Consider the following 15,326-nt stretch of genomic DNA (forward strand, 5'->3'; position numbering starts at 1 on the left):
ACGGCAACAGTGTAACCGGCACAGGGAAAGGGGCAACCTCTGCCCTATGGATATAGAGTAGCTGGATGTGAGTCGCGCACTTAGCGGAAAATTTAAACCCAGCTGAGGGTCTGCTCTTCGTCCTTGTCGGCGCAGGGGGTCCTCTTCGGCGGGACGTAGCCCACCTGGGCATCCGCCGGCAGTGTGCGCCTCTCCCAGTTGGCGACAGCCTCGGCACACAGGCGTCGCTGTTGATCGGTCAGGGCGACACCATTGGGCCATTTGCCCAGTTCGATGGCGCGCTTGAGGCTGCCGATAATCTGCGGATTGAGATTGTTGAGCAACGCGTCGAAGGACATGGCGGAGACCTGAAATCAAAACCTATAAAAAAGGCCGGTCACAGACCGGCCTTCCTTTGCACTGGGCAGTCCAGGCTTACGCCTCGGCAGCTTCAGCCTCGTCGCCTTCTACCTGGGGACGATCCACCAGCTCGACGTAGGCCATCGGGGCCTTGTCGCCGGCGCGGAAACCGCACTTCAGGATACGGATGTAACCACCCGGACGGGCTTCGTAACGCGGGCCCAGCTCGTCGAACAGCTTGCGCACGGCATCCTTGTCGCGGATACGGGCGAAAGCCAGACGGCGGTTGGCAACACTGTCCTTCTTGGCCAGGGTAATCAGCGGCTCGGCAACGCGACGCAGCTCCTTGGCTTTCGGCAGTGTGGTTTTGATCAGTTCGTGCTCCACCAGAGACGCGGTCATGTTCTTGAACATGGCCTTGCGGTGAGCGCTGGTACGGCTGAATTTACGGCCACTATAGCGATGACGCATGACTCAATTCCTTACGACGTTTTTGCTAACGACAGGTGCTGTCTCAGCAAGTCGTTCTGGAGCGGTGTCTACGCACCGCTCGGGTTAATACTCAAATCTGCTTACAGGGGGCTCAGCTTGCTGTCGCCCTTGAGGCTGGCCGGCGGCCAGTTCTCCAGGCGCATGCCCAGGGACAGACCGCGGGAGGCCAGAACATCCTTGATCTCAGTCAGGGATTTCTTGCCCAGGTTCGGGGTCTTCAGCAGTTCTACTTCGGTGCGCTGAATCAGGTCACCGATATAGTAGATGTTCTCTGCCTTCAGACAGTTGGCCGAACGCACAGTCAGCTCCAGGTCGTCCACCGGGCGCAGCAGCACCGGGTCGACTTCCGGCTCCTCGGACTTCGGCTGGGCTTCCTTCTCGCCTTCCAGGTCCACAAACACTGCCAGCTGCTGCTGCAGGATGGTAGCGGCGCGGCGGATGGCCTCTTCCGGATCCAGGGTACCGTTGGTCTCCAGGTCCAGAACCAGCTTGTCCAGGTCGGTACGCTGCTCCACACGCGCGGCTTCCACGCTGTAGGATACACGGCGAACCGGGCTGTAGGAGGCGTCCAGCTGCAGACGGCCGATCGCACGGGTCTCTTCCTCTTCGTCGCGACGGGCGTCGGCGGGCTGGTAGCCACGGCCGCGCGCCACTGTCAGACGCAGGCTGAGTTCCACATCTCCGGTGATATTGGCGATCACGTGCTCGGGATTGACGATCTCGATATCGTGATCGACCTGGATATCTCCGGCTGTTACCGCACCCGGGCCCTTCTTGCTCAGGCTGAGTACCGCCTGATCCTTGCCGTGCATGACAACGGCGATTTCCTTCAGGTTGAGCAGGATTTCAATTACGTCTTCCTGCACACCTTCAATCGCGCTGTACTCGTGCTCAACACCGTCGATTTCAACTTCGGTGACGGCGCAGCCCGGCATGGAGGACAGCAGGATGCGACGCAGTGCGTTGCCCAGAGTGTGGCCGAAACCGCGCTCCAGGGGCTCCAGAACCACTTTGGCGTGATTCGGGTTGTACTCTGTGACGTCAATACGACGAGGTGTCAAAAACTCGTTGACAGCAGTCTGCATAGCCATACCTGTTTACAGTTGCATTCCTTAAAGTGGACTAGGTCTTACTTGGAGTAGAGTTCCACGATAAGGTTTTCATTGATCTCTGCCGGCAGATCCACGCGATCCGGAACACGCTTGAAGGTGCCTTCCAGCTTGCTCGCGTTGACGTCTACCCACTCGACATCGCCACGCTGGGCGGCGAGGGAAACGGAATTCTGAATACGCATCTGCTTCTTGGCTTTCTCGCGTATAGAGATGACATCGCCTTCCCTAACCTGGTAGGAGGGGATGTTCACGGTGCTGCCGTTTACCAGAATCGCCTTGTGGGAAACCAGCTGACGCGCTTCGGAACGGGTAGAACCAAAGCCCATGCGGTAAACCACGTTGTCCAGGCGCTTTTCCAGCAGTTGCAGCAGGTTTTCACCGGTTGCACCCTTCAGGCGCGCCGCTTCCTTATAGTAGTTACGGAATTGCTTTTCCAGTACGCCATAGATACGGCGAACTTTTTGCTTCTCACGCAGCTGTACGCCGTAGTCAGACAGGCGGCCGCGGCCGGCGCCGTGCTGACCGGGCTTGGCTTCCGCGCGACACTTGGAGTCGTGCGGGCGAACGCCACTTTTCAGCTGCAGATCGGTACCTTCCCGGCGGGAAAGCTTACATTTTGGTCCAATATAACGTGCCATTTTTAGTCAGCCCCCTCTTACACGCGACGTTTCTTGGGCGGACGACAACCATTATGCGGGATCGGCGTCACGTCGGTGATGTTGGTGATCTTGTAGCCGCAGTTGTTCAGCGCGCGAACAGCAGATTCGCGACCGGGGCCGGGGCCCTTTACTTCGACATCAAGGTTTTTCAGGCCGTATTCCTGAGCGGCAGTACCTGCGCGCTCGGCGGCAACCTGGGCTGCAAACGGCGTGCTCTTGCGAGAGCCGCGGAAACCGGAACCACCCGCGGTGGCCCAGCTGAGGGTATTACCCTGACGATCAGTGATCGTGACGATCGTATTGTTGAACGATGCGTGGACGTGGGCAATACCGTCGACAACGGTCTTTTTGACCTTTTTGCGAACAGTAGTTTTTGGCTTAGCCATACCAGTATCCTAAATCCTGTATCAAATCCCGCCTCGACTGGAGCGCGGGCTTGTTAAACCGCGATTTGCGTTTCAGTCTTGAGACTTACTTGCGAATCGGCTTGCGCGGACCCTTACGGGTGCGGGCATTGGTCTTGGTGCGCTGGCCGCGGAGCGGCAGGCTGCGACGGTGGCGCAGACCGCGGAAGCAACCCAGGTCCATCAGACGTTTGATGTTCATGGATACTTCACGGCGCAGATCACCTTCCACTGTGAGTTTTCCAACTTCACCGCGGATGGATTCGATCTGGTCTTCAGACAGATCGCGGATTTTGGTGGATTCAGCGATACCAACCGCTGCCAAAATAGACTTAGCCGTGGTGCGACCAACCCCGTAGATATGGGTCAGGGAGATCACGGCGTGCTTGTGGTCTGGTACATTGACACCAGCAATACGTGCCATAGAGGCGTACTCCACGTATTGGGAGCCACTCGAATAAGCGTGTGACTCTGCTTTGAATTCGGCGCTGACAGCGACTAAAAAACCGGCGGCGCCACCAAAAAGGCGCGCAAGAATAGCTTTTCAGACACTAAATTGCAATAGCCCACGCCCCCTCCGGTTGCCCGAAGAGGATGCGGACGACAGTCAACGCCCCCAGTTTGAGACCGCCAAGCAATGACTTCTCGGTCTCCACCACGCACCCGGGAGGGGTTGCGGTGTCGCCAGCTTTCGCGGGGGCCGCGGCAGCCAGCTTGATCTTACAAGTTTTACAGGAGAGAGCGATCGCAGACCGCCCTCTCCTGCAAGGGCCGAGGGCCCCGGATTAGCCTTGACGCTGCTTGTGACGCGGCTCGGCGCTGCAGATGACCCGCAGAACGCCTTTGCGACGCACGATTTTGCAGTTACGGCAGATCTTTTTAACAGAAGCGCGTACTTTCATGACCTTACCTCAATTCAATCTGACTGCGAGCGGGTGACGCTTAGCGACGACCGTAGCTTTGCAGGTTCGCTTTTTTCATCATTCCTTCGTACTGGTGGGACAGCATGTGCGACTGCACCTGCGACATAAAGTCCATCACTACCACCACAACGATCAGTAGTGAAGTACCCCCCAGATAGAAGGGAATATTCAATCCCACTACCAGGAACTGCGGCAGCAGGGATACCGCCGCAATATACACGGCACCCACCAGGGTCAGACGGGTCAGCACGCTGTCGATATAGCGCGCCGTCTGCTCACCGGGGCGGATACCGGGCACGTAGGCGCCGGATTTCTTCAGGTTGTCTGCCACTTCGTTCGGGTTGAACATCAACGCCGTGTAGAAGAAGCAGAAGAAACCGATCAACAGCGCGAACAGAATGATGTTCAGCGGCTGTCCCGGGCCCAGTTGCAGCGCCATCCACTGCAGTATCTGCGCACCGATACCCTCACCGCCCTGGCCGAACCACTGCGCCAGGGTGGCCGGGAACAGCAGGATACTGCTGGCGAAAATCACCGGGATAACACCGGCCATGTTCACCTTCAGCGGCAGGTGACTGGACTGCGCAGCCGGAGCTGCGGAATAGCGCCCGGCCTGCCGGCGTGCGTGGTTGATGGTGATGCGGCGCTGGCCGCGCTCCATCACCACCACAAAGTACACCACGGCAATGGCGACAAAACCGATGGCCAGCAGCAACAGTATGTGCAGCTCGCCCTGGCGCGCCTGTTCAAACGCCTGACCAATCGCACTGGGCAGACCAGCGACAATACCGGCAAAGATCAGCATCGAGATCCCGTTGCCGACACCGCGCTCGGTGATCTGCTCACCCAGCCACATCATGAACACTGCACCGGTCACCAGCGACGTCACCGCCACGAAGTAGAAGCCGAACGCCGGTTCCGCCGAGTAGGCCAGATTCTGGCCGGCCAGGCCGAAGGTCATGCCGATACCCTGGATCAGGGCCAGCACCACCGTCAGGTAACGGGTGTACTGGTTGATCTTGCGCCTCCCGGCGTCCCCCTCTTTCTTCAATGCTTCCAGAGAGGGTGTCACCGCGGTCATCAACTGCATGATGATGGACGCGGAGATGTAGGGCATGATGCCCAGCGCCAGAATACTCATGCGCTCCAGAGCACCGCCGGAGAACATGTTGAACAGCCCCAGGATGGTACCCTGGTTCTGGTTAAACAGGTTCGACAGCTTTTCCGGGTCTATACCGGGCACCGGAATATGTGTTCCAACGCGATACACAAGCAGCGCGAGGAGCAGAAAACGAAGGCGAGCCCAAAGCTCGCCCAATCCCTTGCTGTTGCCCAGGGGATTTACACCGGGTCCTGGTCGTGCCATTGGGGCCTCAATCAGTCTTCTATTTTACCGCCAGCAGCTTCGATGGCCGCTTTCGCACCCTTGGTGACGCCCAGGCCCTTGACGGTTACCGCCTTGGCCAGCTCGCCGGACAGGAATACTTTGGCGCGTTTAATGTGGCCGCCGATGATATCGGCATTCTTCAGCGCTGCCAAATCAATTACGTCAGCATCCACCTTGGCCAGCTCCGCCAGGCGCACTTCCGCGGTGAAACGGGAAACGCGCGCGGTGAAACCGTACTTCGGCAGGCGCTTCTGCAGCGGCATCTGGCCGCCTTCGAAGCCCGGACGTACAGAGCCACCGGAGCGGGCTTTCTGGCCCTTGTGACCGCGGCCGCCGGTCTTACCCAGGCCGCTACCGATACCGCGGCCAACGCGCTTGGCGCTGTGCTTGTGGCCTTCTGCGGGAGACAGGTCGTTCAAACGCATGTTATTCCCCCTCAACCTTAACCAGGTAGTTCACTTTGTTGATCATGCCGCGCACAGAGGGAGTGTCTTCCACTTCCACAGTGTGCCCGATGCGGCGCAGCCCCAGACCGGCAACGCACGCCTGATGGTTTTTCAGGCGTCCGTGTACGCTCTTGGTCTGGGTGACTTTAATGGTCTTCTTAGCCATGGTCTTAACCCACCAATAACCTTTGATCCGAGCCGCAATCAGCCCAGGATTTCTTCGACTGATTTACCGCGTTTGGCCGCGACATCTTCCGGGCTCTGCATCTGCTCCAGAGCGGTGAAAGTTGCGCGCACTACGTTCACCGGGTTGGTGGAGCCGTAGCACTTGGCCAGTACGTTGTGCACACCGGCCATTTCCAGGACGGAGCGCATGGCGCCGCCGGCGATAACGCCGGTACCCTGGGAAGCGGGCTGCATGTAAACCTTGGAACCGCCGTGGCGACCGTTGGTGGCGTACTGAATGGTGTCACCATTCAGGTCCACCTGGATCATATTGCGACGCGCGGCTTCCATCGCCTTCTGGATGGCAACCGGCACTTCGCGCGCCTTGCCACGACCGAAGCCGACGCGGCCGTTGCCGTCGCCAACTACCGTCAGTGCGGTAAAGGCGAAGATACGACCACCTTTAACAGTCTTGGCAACGCGATTGACCTGGACCAGCTTCTCCTGCAGGCCTTCGTCGTTGCTTTTCTCTTTCTCTCTAGCCATAACTCAACCCTTAGAATTTCAGACCGGCTTCGCGGGCAGCGTCAGCCAGAGCCTTGACGCGGCCGTGGTATTTAAAACCGCTGCGATCGAAGGCGACTTCCTCAACACCGGCTGCCTTGGCGCGCTCGGCGATCAGCTTGCCGACCGCGCTAGCGGCATCGACGTTACCGGTTTTACCTGCGCGCAGGTCCTTGTCCAGGGTAGAGGCGGAAGCCAGTACCTTGTTGCTGTCGGCAGACAGGATCTGTGCGTAAATGTGACGCGGCGTGCGGTTCACGGTCAGGCGAACGGCGCCCAGCTCGCGGATCTTGGCGCGGGCACGACGTGCACGACGCAAGCGAGATGCTTTCTTAACGTTCATATCTATGCCCTATTTACTTCTTCTTGGCCTCTTTGCGATACACGCGTTCGTCGGCGTAACGGACACCCTTACCTTTGTAGGGCTCCGGCGGACGGAATGCGCGGATCTCGGCGGCCACTTGGCCCAGCAGCTGTTTATTGCTGCTCTTCAGTACGATTTCAGTCTGGGACGGCGTTTCCGCAGTCACGCCTTCCGGCAGCTGATAATCGATCGGGTGGGAGAAGCCCAGGGTCAGGTTGACGGTTTTACCGGACGCCTTAGCGCGGTAACCAACACCCAGCAACTGCAGCTTCTTCTCGAAACCCTGGCTGACACCTACCACCATATTGTTGACCAGTGCGCGCGTAGTACCCGCCAGCGCCTTGGCCTGCTTGGAATTGTTGCGCGCAGCGAAAGTCAGCTGGCTTTCCGCCTCGCTCACTTCCACGTCGCCGTGGATCACCATGCTCAGATTACCGTTACCGCCTTTTACGGCGATGTCCTGACCTTTCAGATCAACGGTAACACCTGCGGGGACCTTTACTGGATCATTTGCTACTCGAGACATACCAACCCCCGCTTAGAATACGGTGCAGAGCACTTCGCCACCGACACCAGCCTGGCGCGCAGCGCGGTCGGTCATCACACCCTGGGAGGTGGAGACGATCGCGATACCCAGGCCGCCGCGTACGGTCGGCAGAGCTTTCTTACCAGTGTAAGCGCGCAGGCCCGGACGGGATACGCGGTCCAACTCGGCGATAACCGGCTTGCCCTGGAAGTATTTCAGGTCAATGGTCAGTTCCGGTTTGGCATTTTCGCTTACGGCGTAGTCAGTGATATAACCTTCGTCTTTCAGGACCTTGGCTACAGCCACTTTCAGTTTGGATGAAGGCAGGGTTACTGCCGCCTTTCCGCGCCCCAGGGCATTGCGGATGCGGGTCAGCATATCTGCCAACGGATCTTGCATACTCATTTGTTACGACTCCTCAAGTCTGCCTTTACCAGCTGGACTTAACCAGACCGGGAACATCACCACGCATGGCTGCTTCGCGAAGCTTGTTACGGCACAGGCCGAACTTGCGGTAGACAGCGTGGGGGCGACCAGTGATACGACAGCGACGTTGCTGACGTACCGGGCTTGCATCGCGCGGCAGTTTCTGCAGCTTGAGTTGAGCCTCCCACTGCTCTTCTTCAGAAGCAGTGGTACTGGCGATGATCGCCTTCAGCTCTGCGCGCTTCTGCGCGTACTTAGCTGCGGTTCGAGCGCGCTTGTTCTCACGCGCAATCATGGATTTCTTCGCCATGGAATCCTCTTAACCCTTGAACGGGAAGTTAAACGCTTTCAGCAGCGCGCGACCTTGGTCGTCGTTAGCCGCTGTAGTGGTAATACAAATATCCAGGCCGCGAAGCTTGTCTACTTTGTCGTAGTCAATTTCCGGGAAGATGATTTGCTCAGTCACACCCATAGAGAAGTTTCCGCGGCCGTCGAACTGTTTCGGGCTGATGCCACGGAAGTCACGGATACGCGGAATAGCGATGTCGACCAGACGCTCCAGGAACTCGTACATGCGCTCACCGCGCAGAGTCACCTTGCAGCCGATCGGCCAACCGTCGCGAATCTTAAAGCCCGCAATAGACTTGCGCGCTTTGGTGATAATGGGTTTTTGACCGGTAATTGCCGTCATGTCATTAACGGCGTGCTCCAGCACCTTTTTGTCACCAACAGCCTCACCAACACCCATGTTGATGGTGATCTTGGTGATGCGCGGCACTGCCATCACATTGTCGAGCCCCAGCTCTTCTTTCAGCTTGGGCGCGAGTTCCTTAGTGTAGAGCTCTTTAAGCTTTGCCATGATCTACCAACCTGCTTTTGCGCCTGAAGCCTTAGATGGCTTCGCCGCTGGATTTGAAGACGCGAATCTTAGATCCGTCTTCCAGTACTTTAAAGCCCACCCGGTCAGCCTTTTGGGTATTGGGGTTGAAGATGGCTACGTTGGAAGCCTGGATTGCAGCTTCCTTTTCCACGATGCCACCGGCAACACCCATCTGGGGGTTCGGCTTTTGGTGTTTCTTGATCATCTGTACGCCGGCAACAATCAGGCGACCGTCGTTCAGTACCTTACGTACTGTACCGCGCTTGCCCTTGTCGCGACCGGCGATAACGATCACTTCGTCGTCACGCTTGATCTTGCGCATTACTCTTCTCCGCTCGAGGCTTAGATAACTTCGGGGGCCAGTGAGATGATCTTCATGAACTTCTCACCGCGCAGCTCGCGAGTTACCGGGCCAAAAATACGGGTGCCAACCGGCGCATGTTGCTGGTTCAGCAGTACCGCTGCGTTATCGTCAAATTTGATCAGGGAACCGTCCGCACGGCGCACACCTTTCTTGGTGCGAACCACAACGGCATTCATTACCTGACCCTTCTTCACTTTACCGCGGGGAATGGCTTCCTTAACGGTCACCTTGATAATGTCGCCCACGCCAGCATAACGACGATGGGAGCCGCCCAGCACCTTGATGCACATGACGCGGCGAGCCCCACTGTTGTCTGCTACTTCTAAGTAGGATTCCGCTTGAATCATCGTCTCTCTCCGAAAACCTTTAATCCGGCCTTCAATTCGGTAGTCAATGCGCTAGGGCTTAGACCTTCGCCGCACGCTCTACAATTTTCTGCAAAGCCCAGGACTTGCTCTTGGACAGCGGACGAGACTCTTCGATTGTTACAACATCACCGATGCCGCAATCGTTGTTCTCATCGTGTGCCTTGAGCTTGGTGGACTTGCTCACAATTTTGCCGTAGATCGGGTGCTTAACACGGCGCTCGATCAAAACGGTGATGGTTTTGTCCATCTTGTCACTCACGACCTTACCGGTCAGAGTACGCTTCAACTGTGCTTCTGCCATGATTAGTTACCTGCGCTCTCTTGTGCCGCCTTTTGGGTCAACACAGTCTTAATGCGAGCAATGTCGCGACGAGTCTGCTTCAGCAGATGAGTCTGTGTCAGCTGACCGGTGGACTTTTGCATGCGAAGCTTGAATTGAGCCTCAAGCTGGTTCAGGAGTTCCTGGTTCAGCTCTTCAACTGACTTTTCGCGTAGATCTGCAGTCTTCATTACATCACCGAACGCTTAACGAAAGTTGTCTTTACAGGCAGCTTGGCTGCGGCGAGCTCGAAAGCCTCGCGAGCCAGATCTTCGGACACACCCTCCATCTCGTAGAGGACCTTGCCCGGCTGGATCTGAGCCACCCAGTATTCAACGCCACCTTTACCTTTACCCATCCGTACTTCGAGGGGTTTGTTGGTAATGGGCTTGTCCGGAAACACGCGAATCCAGATCTTACCGCCACGCTTTACGTGACGAGTCATTGCGCGACGAGCCGCTTCGATCTGGCGCGCAGTAATGCGACCGCGACCGATGGCCTTGAGGCCAAACTCGCCAAAGCTCACTTTAGAGCCGCGCTGGGAAAGACCGCGATTACGACCCTTCTGTACCTTGCGGAATTTTGTACGCTTTGGTTGCAGCATCTGCGTACCCCTTATTTAGAAGCTTTCTTGCGGGTCTTCGCCGGCTTCTCATCGGGGATTTCGTCGCCGATGACTTCACCTTTGAAGATCCAGACCTTGATACCGATGATGCCGTAAGTGGTCATGGCTTCAGCGGTGGCGTAGTCGATATTTGCGCGCAGGGTGTGCAGCGGCACACGACCTTCGCGATACCACTCGGTGCGGGCAATTTCTGCACCACCGAGACGGCCACCTACCTGAATCTTGATACCTTCGGCACCCTGACGCATAGCGTTCTGCACGGCGCGCTTCATGGCGCGACGGAACATCACACGGCGCTCCAGCTGCTGGGCAACGTTCTGGCCAACCAGAGCGGCGTCCAGATCCGGCTTGCGCACCTCTTCGATGTCGATGTGCACCGGCACGCCCATCTGCGCGCTGACTTCGTTGCGCAGACGCTCTACGTCTTCACCTTTTTTACCGATCACAATTCCCGGGCGGGCGGTGTGAATGGTCACACGCGCGGTATTCGCCGGACGCTCGATCTCGATACGGCTCACGGAAGCGTGAGCCAGTTTTTTGCGAATAAATTCGCGAACTTTCAGATCCGTGTACAGCTTGTCTGCGTACTCGTCGCTGCCGGCATACCAAACAGAAGTATGCTTTTTAACGATACCCAGACGAATGCCGGTAGGATGTACTTTTTGTCCCATGGTTTTCTCGCCTGCTCTCTTATTTCTCGGCCACTTTCACAGTGATGTGACAAGTACGCTTAAGAATGCGATCAGCACGACCCTTGGCGCGCGGCTTAATGCGCTTCATGGTCATACCTTCATCTACGAAAATCGTAGAAACCTTCAGCTCGTCAACGTCGGCACCTTCGTTGTGCTCGGCGTTGGCAATGGCCGACTCCAGAACCTTCTTGACGATCGCCGCGCCTTTCTTCTGGCTGAACGCCAGAATATCCAGGGCTTCTTCAACGCCTTTGCCGCGAACCTGATCAGCTACCAGTCGCGCCTTTTGCGCCGACAGACGAGCGCCGCGTAATTTTGCTGCTACTTCCATCGTTATAACCTCGGCTTAGCGCTTCTTCGCTTTCTTGTCCGCAGCGTGACCGCGGTAAGTGCGGGTAGCGGCGAACTCGCCCAGCTTGTGACCAACCATTTCTTCGTTGACCAGGACGGGCACGTGTTGACGACCGTTGTGCACGGCAATCGTCAGTCCAACCATTTCCGGCATAACCATGGAACGGCGGGACCAGGTTTTAATCGGTCGACGATCATTGGCTGCGATCGCCGCCTCCACCTTTTTGATCAGGTGCAGATCAATAAAGGGACCTTTCTTTAATGAGCGTGGCACTGTCGATTCCTCTCTAGCTGCTCAGACATCGTGCGCGGCTTACTTGCCGCGGCGACGTACAATCATCTTATCGGTGCGCTTGTTCTTGCGCGTTTTCTTGCCCTTGGTAGGCACGCCCCACGGAGTAACCGGGTGACGGCCACCAGAGGTACGACCTTCACCACCACCATGCGGGTGATCTACCGGGTTCATCGCCACACCGCGAACGGTCGGGCGAACACCGCGCCAGCGCTTGGCACCGGCCTTGCCCAGCTTGCGCAGGCTGTGCTCGGAGTTGCTCACTTCACCCAGGGTGGCGCGGCACTCGGACAGAACCTTGCGCATCTCGCCGGAACGCAGACGGATGGTTGCGTACTGACCTTCGCGCGCCACCAGCTGCACAGAGGCACCAGCGGAGCGGGCCAGCTGGGCGCCTTTACCCGGCTTCAGCTCGACACCGTGAATCACGGAGCCCACCGGGATGTTGCGCAGCGGCAGGGTGTTACCCACAGCGATCGGCGCTGCATCGCCAGACTGCACGGTGGCACCAGCTTTCAGACCTTTCGGCGCAATGATGTAGCGACGCTCACCGTCTGCGTAGCAGACCAGGGCGATGTGCGCGCTGCGGTTCGGATCGTACTCCAGGCGCTCAACCTTGGCCGGAATACCGTCCTTGTTGCGCTTGAAGTCGACAACGCGGTAGTGCTGCTTGTGACCACCACCGATATGACGGGTGGTGATGCGGCCAGCGTTGTTGCGGCCACCGCTTTTGCTTTTGCTCTCTACCAGAGGCGCGTAAGGCGCACCTTTGTGCAGGTCGGAATTAACAACCTTGACGAGGTGGCGACGGCCGGCAGAGGTCGGTTTTGCTTTTACAATTGCCATTGTAACTGTCCCCTTTACTCAGCAGCTTCAAAGTTGATGTCGCTGCCTTCGGCCAGGCGAACGTAGGCTTTTTTCCAGTCGTTGCGCTGGCCCATGCCGAAACGCGTGCGCTTGGTTTTGCCTTTTACGTTCACGGTGCGAACCTGCTCAACGGAAACGTTGAACAGCTTTTCTACCGCGGCTTTGATCTCGGCTTTATCGGCATCGGTGGTCACCTTGAAAACCACTTGATTGGCGGAATCCGCCAACACAGCAGCCTTTTCGGAAATTACCGGGCCCAGCAGTACTTTGTAGAGTCGCTCTTGGTTCATCCCAGCACCTCTTCAATTTTCTTGAGTGCAGAAACGGTAACCACGACCTTGTCAAAGCGAATCAGGCTTACCGGATCGATGGCCTGCACGTCGCGAACGTCGATCTTGTGCAGGTTGCGCGCAGCCAGGTAGAGATTCTCACTCACTTCCTCGGTCACGATCAGCGCATCCGCCAGATCGAACTGAGCCAGCTTGCTCACCAGCTGCTTGGTCTTGGGCGCGTCCACGTCAAAGGACTCAACCACTACCAGGCGCTCCTGACGGGCCAACTCGGACAGAATGCAGCGCAGTGCGGCACGGTACATCTTCTTGTTCAGCTTGACGCTGTGATCACGCGGCTCTGCGGCGAAAGTTACACCACCGGAACGCCACAGCGGGCTGCGGATGGTGCCGGCGCGAGCGCGGCCAGTACCTTTCTGACGCCAGGGCTTCTTGCCGCCACCGGAAACGTCAGCGCGATTCTTTTGCGCCTTGGTACCCTGACGGGCGCCAGCCATGTAGGCCACAACCGCCTGGTGCACCAGGTCTTGATTGAATTCACGTCCGAAAGTCACTTCAGAGACAGCTACAGTGCCTTTAGCGCCTTCGGGAGTAGCGATATTCAGTTCCATATCTATTTCCCCTCAGACTTAGGCTTTTACTGCCGGACGAACGATAACGTCGCCGCCGGGCGCACCGGGAACGGCACCTTTAACCAGCAACAGGTTACGCTCGGCGTCAACACGAACCACTTCCAGGTTCTGCACGGTTACGCGCTCGGCACCCATGTGGCCGGCCATCTTCTTGCCTTTCCACACGCGACCAGGAGTCTGGCACTGACCGATAGAACCGGGAGCGCGGTGAGACAGGGAGTTACCGTGAGTTGCGTCCTGGGTGCGGAAGTTCCAGCGCTTAACGCCACCCTGGAAGCCTTTACCCTTGGAAGTGCCGGTTACGTCGATCATCTGACCAGCTTCAAAGCCGGAGACAGTGATTTCAGAACCGATTTCGAAGGCCTCTTCTGTTGCGTCGGTACGCAGCTCGAAGAGACGAGTGCCGGCCTCGGTGTTGGCCTTGGCGAAGTGGCCCGCTTGGGGCTTGGAGACACGGGAAGCCTTGCGGTTACCCACGGTCACCTGAACCGCGGCATAGCCGTCAGTTTCCACAGTTTTCACCTGGGTGACGCGATTCGGAGCTACCTCGATAACAGTTACCGGGATAGACGCGCCATCTTCGGTGAAGATGCGAGTCATGCCGCTCTTGCGGCCGACAATACCTATAGTCATCTTTTCAACCTCTCAGTGCACGGGGCTTTAACCCACTGCGGCCGCCCAATTTCAGAGCGTTACACTACCCAGACCTTTTTCGCCCGGGATTCGGTAGTTAATTGAAAGAGTTAGCCGAGACTGATCTGAACCTCAACACCGGCCGCCAGGTCGAGCTTCATCAGCGCGTCGACGGTTTTCTCGGTGGGCTCAACAATGTCCAGCAAACGCTTGTGGGTACGAATCTCGTACTGGTCGCGCGCGTCTTTGTTGACGTGCGGAGAAATCAGCACGGTGTACTTCTCTTTGCGAGTCGGCAGCGGAATGGGACCGCGAACCTGGGCGCCAGTGCGCTTGGCCGTCTCGACGATCTCCTGGGTAGACGTATCGATCAACTTGTGATCAAACGCCTTCAGGCGAATTCGGATGCGTTGACCCTGCATGGAATCAAACTCCAACTTAAAAACTAAAGAACGTCCTTTTACGCAACCCCGAGGGCGGGCGAAAAGGAGCGCGAATTCTACGGTCGCCAGCCAGCCCTGTCAACAGGCATGGGAACTTAAGTATTGAACCGGCAGCTGGCGCGAAACACCTCACAGGAAACTACAATGAAATATCGGCAGTCGAATGAGGGGCAAACCATGACCATTGCAGCGAGAGTCAGTCAGTATTTGCGTGACCAGTCGGTCGACTACCAACTGGTACAGCACCCACACAGCCACACCAGTCGCGAGAGCGCCCACGCCGCCCATGTGCGCGAGGACCAGGTAGCCAAGGCCATACTGTTGAAGGATGACACGGGCTATATGATGGCCGTAATCCCCGCCAGCAGTAGCCTCGACATGCGCGCCGTGCACGATGAAACGGGCCGCAACGGACTGGAGATGGTCCCGGAGGATGAACTTGGCCGCGTTTTCCCCGACTGCGAGCTGGGCGCCCTGCCGCCACTCGGACAGGCCTACGGCGTCAGCACACTGCTGGATAGCAGCCTGCGCCGCTGCGATACCGTCTATTTTGAAGCCGGCGACCACGAGGAACTGGTGGAGATGGACGGAGCGCGCTTTGCCAACCTGATGTCCGGCAGCCGCAGTTGCGACCTGAGTAAGGACTGGCCGTAGATCAGGGATTAGTGGCCGACAATAAGGCGCTGGCCGAGATTCACTGATCGCCAACCACAAAAAAAGCCGCCGGGGCCGGGGCGCGGCGGTTTCCGCCCGGCCTGGAGGA

Annotated in this window: 30 protein-coding genes; 1 reads left to right on the forward strand and 29 read right to left on the reverse strand. The window is 57.6% G+C overall.

The annotated features are described in order from the left end of the window. Positions 1-92 precede the first annotated feature (92 nt). The 29 genes from IG627_RS19510 to rpsJ form a co-directional block, all read right to left on the reverse strand. On the reverse strand, positions 93-338 hold the full coding sequence (locus IG627_RS19510) for a DUF1315 family protein (protein WP_193194804.1): 246 nt from the start codon (positions 336-338) through the stop codon (positions 93-95). A 76-nt stretch (positions 339-414) separates the two neighbouring features. Then, positions 415-810: a 50S ribosomal protein L17 gene (gene rplQ, locus IG627_RS19515; protein ID WP_193194806.1), complete on the reverse strand. Its 396-nt coding sequence runs from the start codon at positions 808-810 to the stop codon at positions 415-417. A gap of 101 nt (positions 811-911) precedes the next feature. Next, positions 912-1,916, reverse strand: coding sequence for a DNA-directed RNA polymerase subunit alpha (locus tag IG627_RS19520; protein ID WP_193194808.1), 1,005 nt, complete (start codon positions 1,914-1,916; stop codon positions 912-914). 44 nt (positions 1,917-1,960) lie between these two features. Beyond that, entirely contained in the window at positions 1,961-2,581 is a 621-nt protein-coding gene (rpsD, locus tag IG627_RS19525; RefSeq protein WP_193194811.1) for a 30S ribosomal protein S4, read from the reverse strand. A gap of 17 nt (positions 2,582-2,598) precedes the next feature. Then, a complete protein-coding gene (gene rpsK / locus IG627_RS19530) occupies positions 2,599-2,988 on the reverse strand; it encodes a 30S ribosomal protein S11 (protein ID WP_193166380.1) in 390 nt (129 codons plus the stop codon). Between the two features lie 85 nt (positions 2,989-3,073). Further along, positions 3,074-3,430: a 30S ribosomal protein S13 gene (rpsM, locus tag IG627_RS19535; RefSeq protein WP_193194813.1), complete on the reverse strand. Its 357-nt coding sequence runs from the start codon at positions 3,428-3,430 to the stop codon at positions 3,074-3,076. Between the two features lie 361 nt (positions 3,431-3,791). Beyond that, positions 3,792-3,908 carry a 50S ribosomal protein L36 gene (gene rpmJ / locus IG627_RS19540; RefSeq protein WP_010133825.1) on the reverse strand — a complete coding sequence of 39 codons (117 nt, stop codon included), beginning with the start codon at positions 3,906-3,908 and terminating at the stop codon, positions 3,792-3,794. Positions 3,909-3,948: 40 nt separating this feature from the next. Continuing rightward, positions 3,949-5,295, reverse strand: a complete 1,347-nt coding sequence (secY, locus tag IG627_RS19545) for a preprotein translocase subunit SecY (RefSeq protein ID WP_193194815.1) — start codon at positions 5,293-5,295, stop codon at positions 3,949-3,951. An 11-nt stretch (positions 5,296-5,306) separates the two neighbouring features. Next, a complete protein-coding gene (gene rplO / locus IG627_RS19550; protein WP_193194817.1) occupies positions 5,307-5,741 on the reverse strand; it encodes a 50S ribosomal protein L15 in 435 nt (144 codons plus the stop codon). A 1-nt stretch (position 5,742) separates the two neighbouring features. Continuing rightward, complete coding sequence (gene rpmD / locus IG627_RS19555; RefSeq protein WP_193194819.1) at positions 5,743-5,928, reverse strand: 50S ribosomal protein L30; 186 nt, start codon at positions 5,926-5,928, stop codon at positions 5,743-5,745. Positions 5,929-5,966: 38 nt separating this feature from the next. Then, the gene (rpsE, locus tag IG627_RS19560) at positions 5,967-6,473 is read right to left on the reverse strand and encodes a 30S ribosomal protein S5 (RefSeq protein ID WP_193194821.1); all 507 of its coding nucleotides are present in this window, start codon (positions 6,471-6,473) and stop codon (positions 5,967-5,969) included. A gap of 10 nt (positions 6,474-6,483) precedes the next feature. After that, entirely contained in the window at positions 6,484-6,834 is a 351-nt protein-coding gene (rplR, locus tag IG627_RS19565; RefSeq protein WP_193194823.1) for a 50S ribosomal protein L18, read from the reverse strand. A gap of 13 nt (positions 6,835-6,847) precedes the next feature. Beyond that, complete coding sequence (gene rplF / locus IG627_RS19570) at positions 6,848-7,381, reverse strand: 50S ribosomal protein L6 (protein WP_193194825.1); 534 nt, start codon at positions 7,379-7,381, stop codon at positions 6,848-6,850. Positions 7,382-7,393: 12 nt separating this feature from the next. Further along, positions 7,394-7,786: a 30S ribosomal protein S8 gene (rpsH, locus tag IG627_RS19575; protein WP_193194827.1), complete on the reverse strand. Its 393-nt coding sequence runs from the start codon at positions 7,784-7,786 to the stop codon at positions 7,394-7,396. Between the two features lie 25 nt (positions 7,787-7,811). After that, the gene (gene rpsN / locus IG627_RS19580) at positions 7,812-8,117 is read right to left on the reverse strand and encodes a 30S ribosomal protein S14 (protein ID WP_193194829.1); all 306 of its coding nucleotides are present in this window, start codon (positions 8,115-8,117) and stop codon (positions 7,812-7,814) included. Positions 8,118-8,126: 9 nt separating this feature from the next. Next, on the reverse strand, positions 8,127-8,666 hold the full coding sequence (rplE, locus tag IG627_RS19585) for a 50S ribosomal protein L5 (RefSeq protein ID WP_193194831.1): 540 nt from the start codon (positions 8,664-8,666) through the stop codon (positions 8,127-8,129). Between the two features lie 31 nt (positions 8,667-8,697). Continuing rightward, positions 8,698-9,009 (reverse strand): 50S ribosomal protein L24, encoded by a 312-nt coding sequence (rplX, locus tag IG627_RS19590; protein WP_193194833.1) that lies wholly within the window; start codon positions 9,007-9,009, stop codon positions 8,698-8,700. 20 nt (positions 9,010-9,029) lie between these two features. After that, the gene (gene rplN, locus IG627_RS19595; protein ID WP_183462957.1) at positions 9,030-9,398 is read right to left on the reverse strand and encodes a 50S ribosomal protein L14; all 369 of its coding nucleotides are present in this window, start codon (positions 9,396-9,398) and stop codon (positions 9,030-9,032) included. A 58-nt stretch (positions 9,399-9,456) separates the two neighbouring features. Beyond that, entirely contained in the window at positions 9,457-9,720 is a 264-nt protein-coding gene (gene rpsQ / locus IG627_RS19600; RefSeq protein ID WP_193194835.1) for a 30S ribosomal protein S17, read from the reverse strand. Between the two features lie 2 nt (positions 9,721-9,722). Next, entirely contained in the window at positions 9,723-9,929 is a 207-nt protein-coding gene (gene rpmC / locus IG627_RS19605; protein ID WP_193194837.1) for a 50S ribosomal protein L29, read from the reverse strand. Then, complete coding sequence (gene rplP / locus IG627_RS19610) at positions 9,929-10,342, reverse strand: 50S ribosomal protein L16 (RefSeq protein ID WP_073277504.1); 414 nt, start codon at positions 10,340-10,342, stop codon at positions 9,929-9,931. Before rplP ends, rpmC begins: the two co-directional genes overlap by 1 nt. A gap of 11 nt (positions 10,343-10,353) precedes the next feature. Continuing rightward, complete coding sequence (rpsC, locus tag IG627_RS19615) at positions 10,354-11,034, reverse strand: 30S ribosomal protein S3 (protein ID WP_193194839.1); 681 nt, start codon at positions 11,032-11,034, stop codon at positions 10,354-10,356. 19 nt (positions 11,035-11,053) lie between these two features. Further along, positions 11,054-11,386 carry a 50S ribosomal protein L22 gene (gene rplV / locus IG627_RS19620; protein WP_193166396.1) on the reverse strand — a complete coding sequence of 111 codons (333 nt, stop codon included), beginning with the start codon at positions 11,384-11,386 and terminating at the stop codon, positions 11,054-11,056. Positions 11,387-11,401: 15 nt separating this feature from the next. Continuing rightward, the gene (rpsS, locus tag IG627_RS19625) at positions 11,402-11,680 is read right to left on the reverse strand and encodes a 30S ribosomal protein S19 (RefSeq protein WP_067087044.1); all 279 of its coding nucleotides are present in this window, start codon (positions 11,678-11,680) and stop codon (positions 11,402-11,404) included. 39 nt (positions 11,681-11,719) lie between these two features. Further along, positions 11,720-12,544 (reverse strand): 50S ribosomal protein L2, encoded by an 825-nt coding sequence (rplB, locus tag IG627_RS19630; protein ID WP_193194840.1) that lies wholly within the window; start codon positions 12,542-12,544, stop codon positions 11,720-11,722. Positions 12,545-12,558: 14 nt separating this feature from the next. Continuing rightward, positions 12,559-12,855, reverse strand: coding sequence for a 50S ribosomal protein L23 (gene rplW / locus IG627_RS19635; RefSeq protein WP_193194842.1), 297 nt, complete (start codon positions 12,853-12,855; stop codon positions 12,559-12,561). Further along, positions 12,852-13,466 carry a 50S ribosomal protein L4 gene (rplD, locus tag IG627_RS19640; protein ID WP_193194844.1) on the reverse strand — a complete coding sequence of 205 codons (615 nt, stop codon included), beginning with the start codon at positions 13,464-13,466 and terminating at the stop codon, positions 12,852-12,854. Before rplD ends, rplW begins: the two co-directional genes overlap by 4 nt. An 18-nt stretch (positions 13,467-13,484) precedes the next feature. Continuing rightward, on the reverse strand, positions 13,485-14,120 hold the full coding sequence (gene rplC, locus IG627_RS19645) for a 50S ribosomal protein L3 (protein ID WP_193194846.1): 636 nt from the start codon (positions 14,118-14,120) through the stop codon (positions 13,485-13,487). 110 nt (positions 14,121-14,230) lie between these two features. Then, positions 14,231-14,542, reverse strand: a complete 312-nt coding sequence (gene rpsJ, locus IG627_RS19650; protein ID WP_066967210.1) for a 30S ribosomal protein S10 — start codon at positions 14,540-14,542, stop codon at positions 14,231-14,233. Between the two features lie 198 nt (positions 14,543-14,740). On the opposite strand from rpsJ, the gene IG627_RS19655 reads away from it, so the two are divergent. Beyond that, positions 14,741-15,217 (forward strand): aminoacyl-tRNA deacylase, encoded by a 477-nt coding sequence (locus IG627_RS19655; protein ID WP_226865465.1) that lies wholly within the window; start codon positions 14,741-14,743, stop codon positions 15,215-15,217. The last annotated feature ends 109 nt before the right edge of the window (positions 15,218-15,326 follow it).

This window comes from Microbulbifer taiwanensis (assembly GCF_014904815.1).
Lineage (GTDB): Bacteria > Pseudomonadota > Gammaproteobacteria > Pseudomonadales > Cellvibrionaceae > Microbulbifer > Microbulbifer taiwanensis.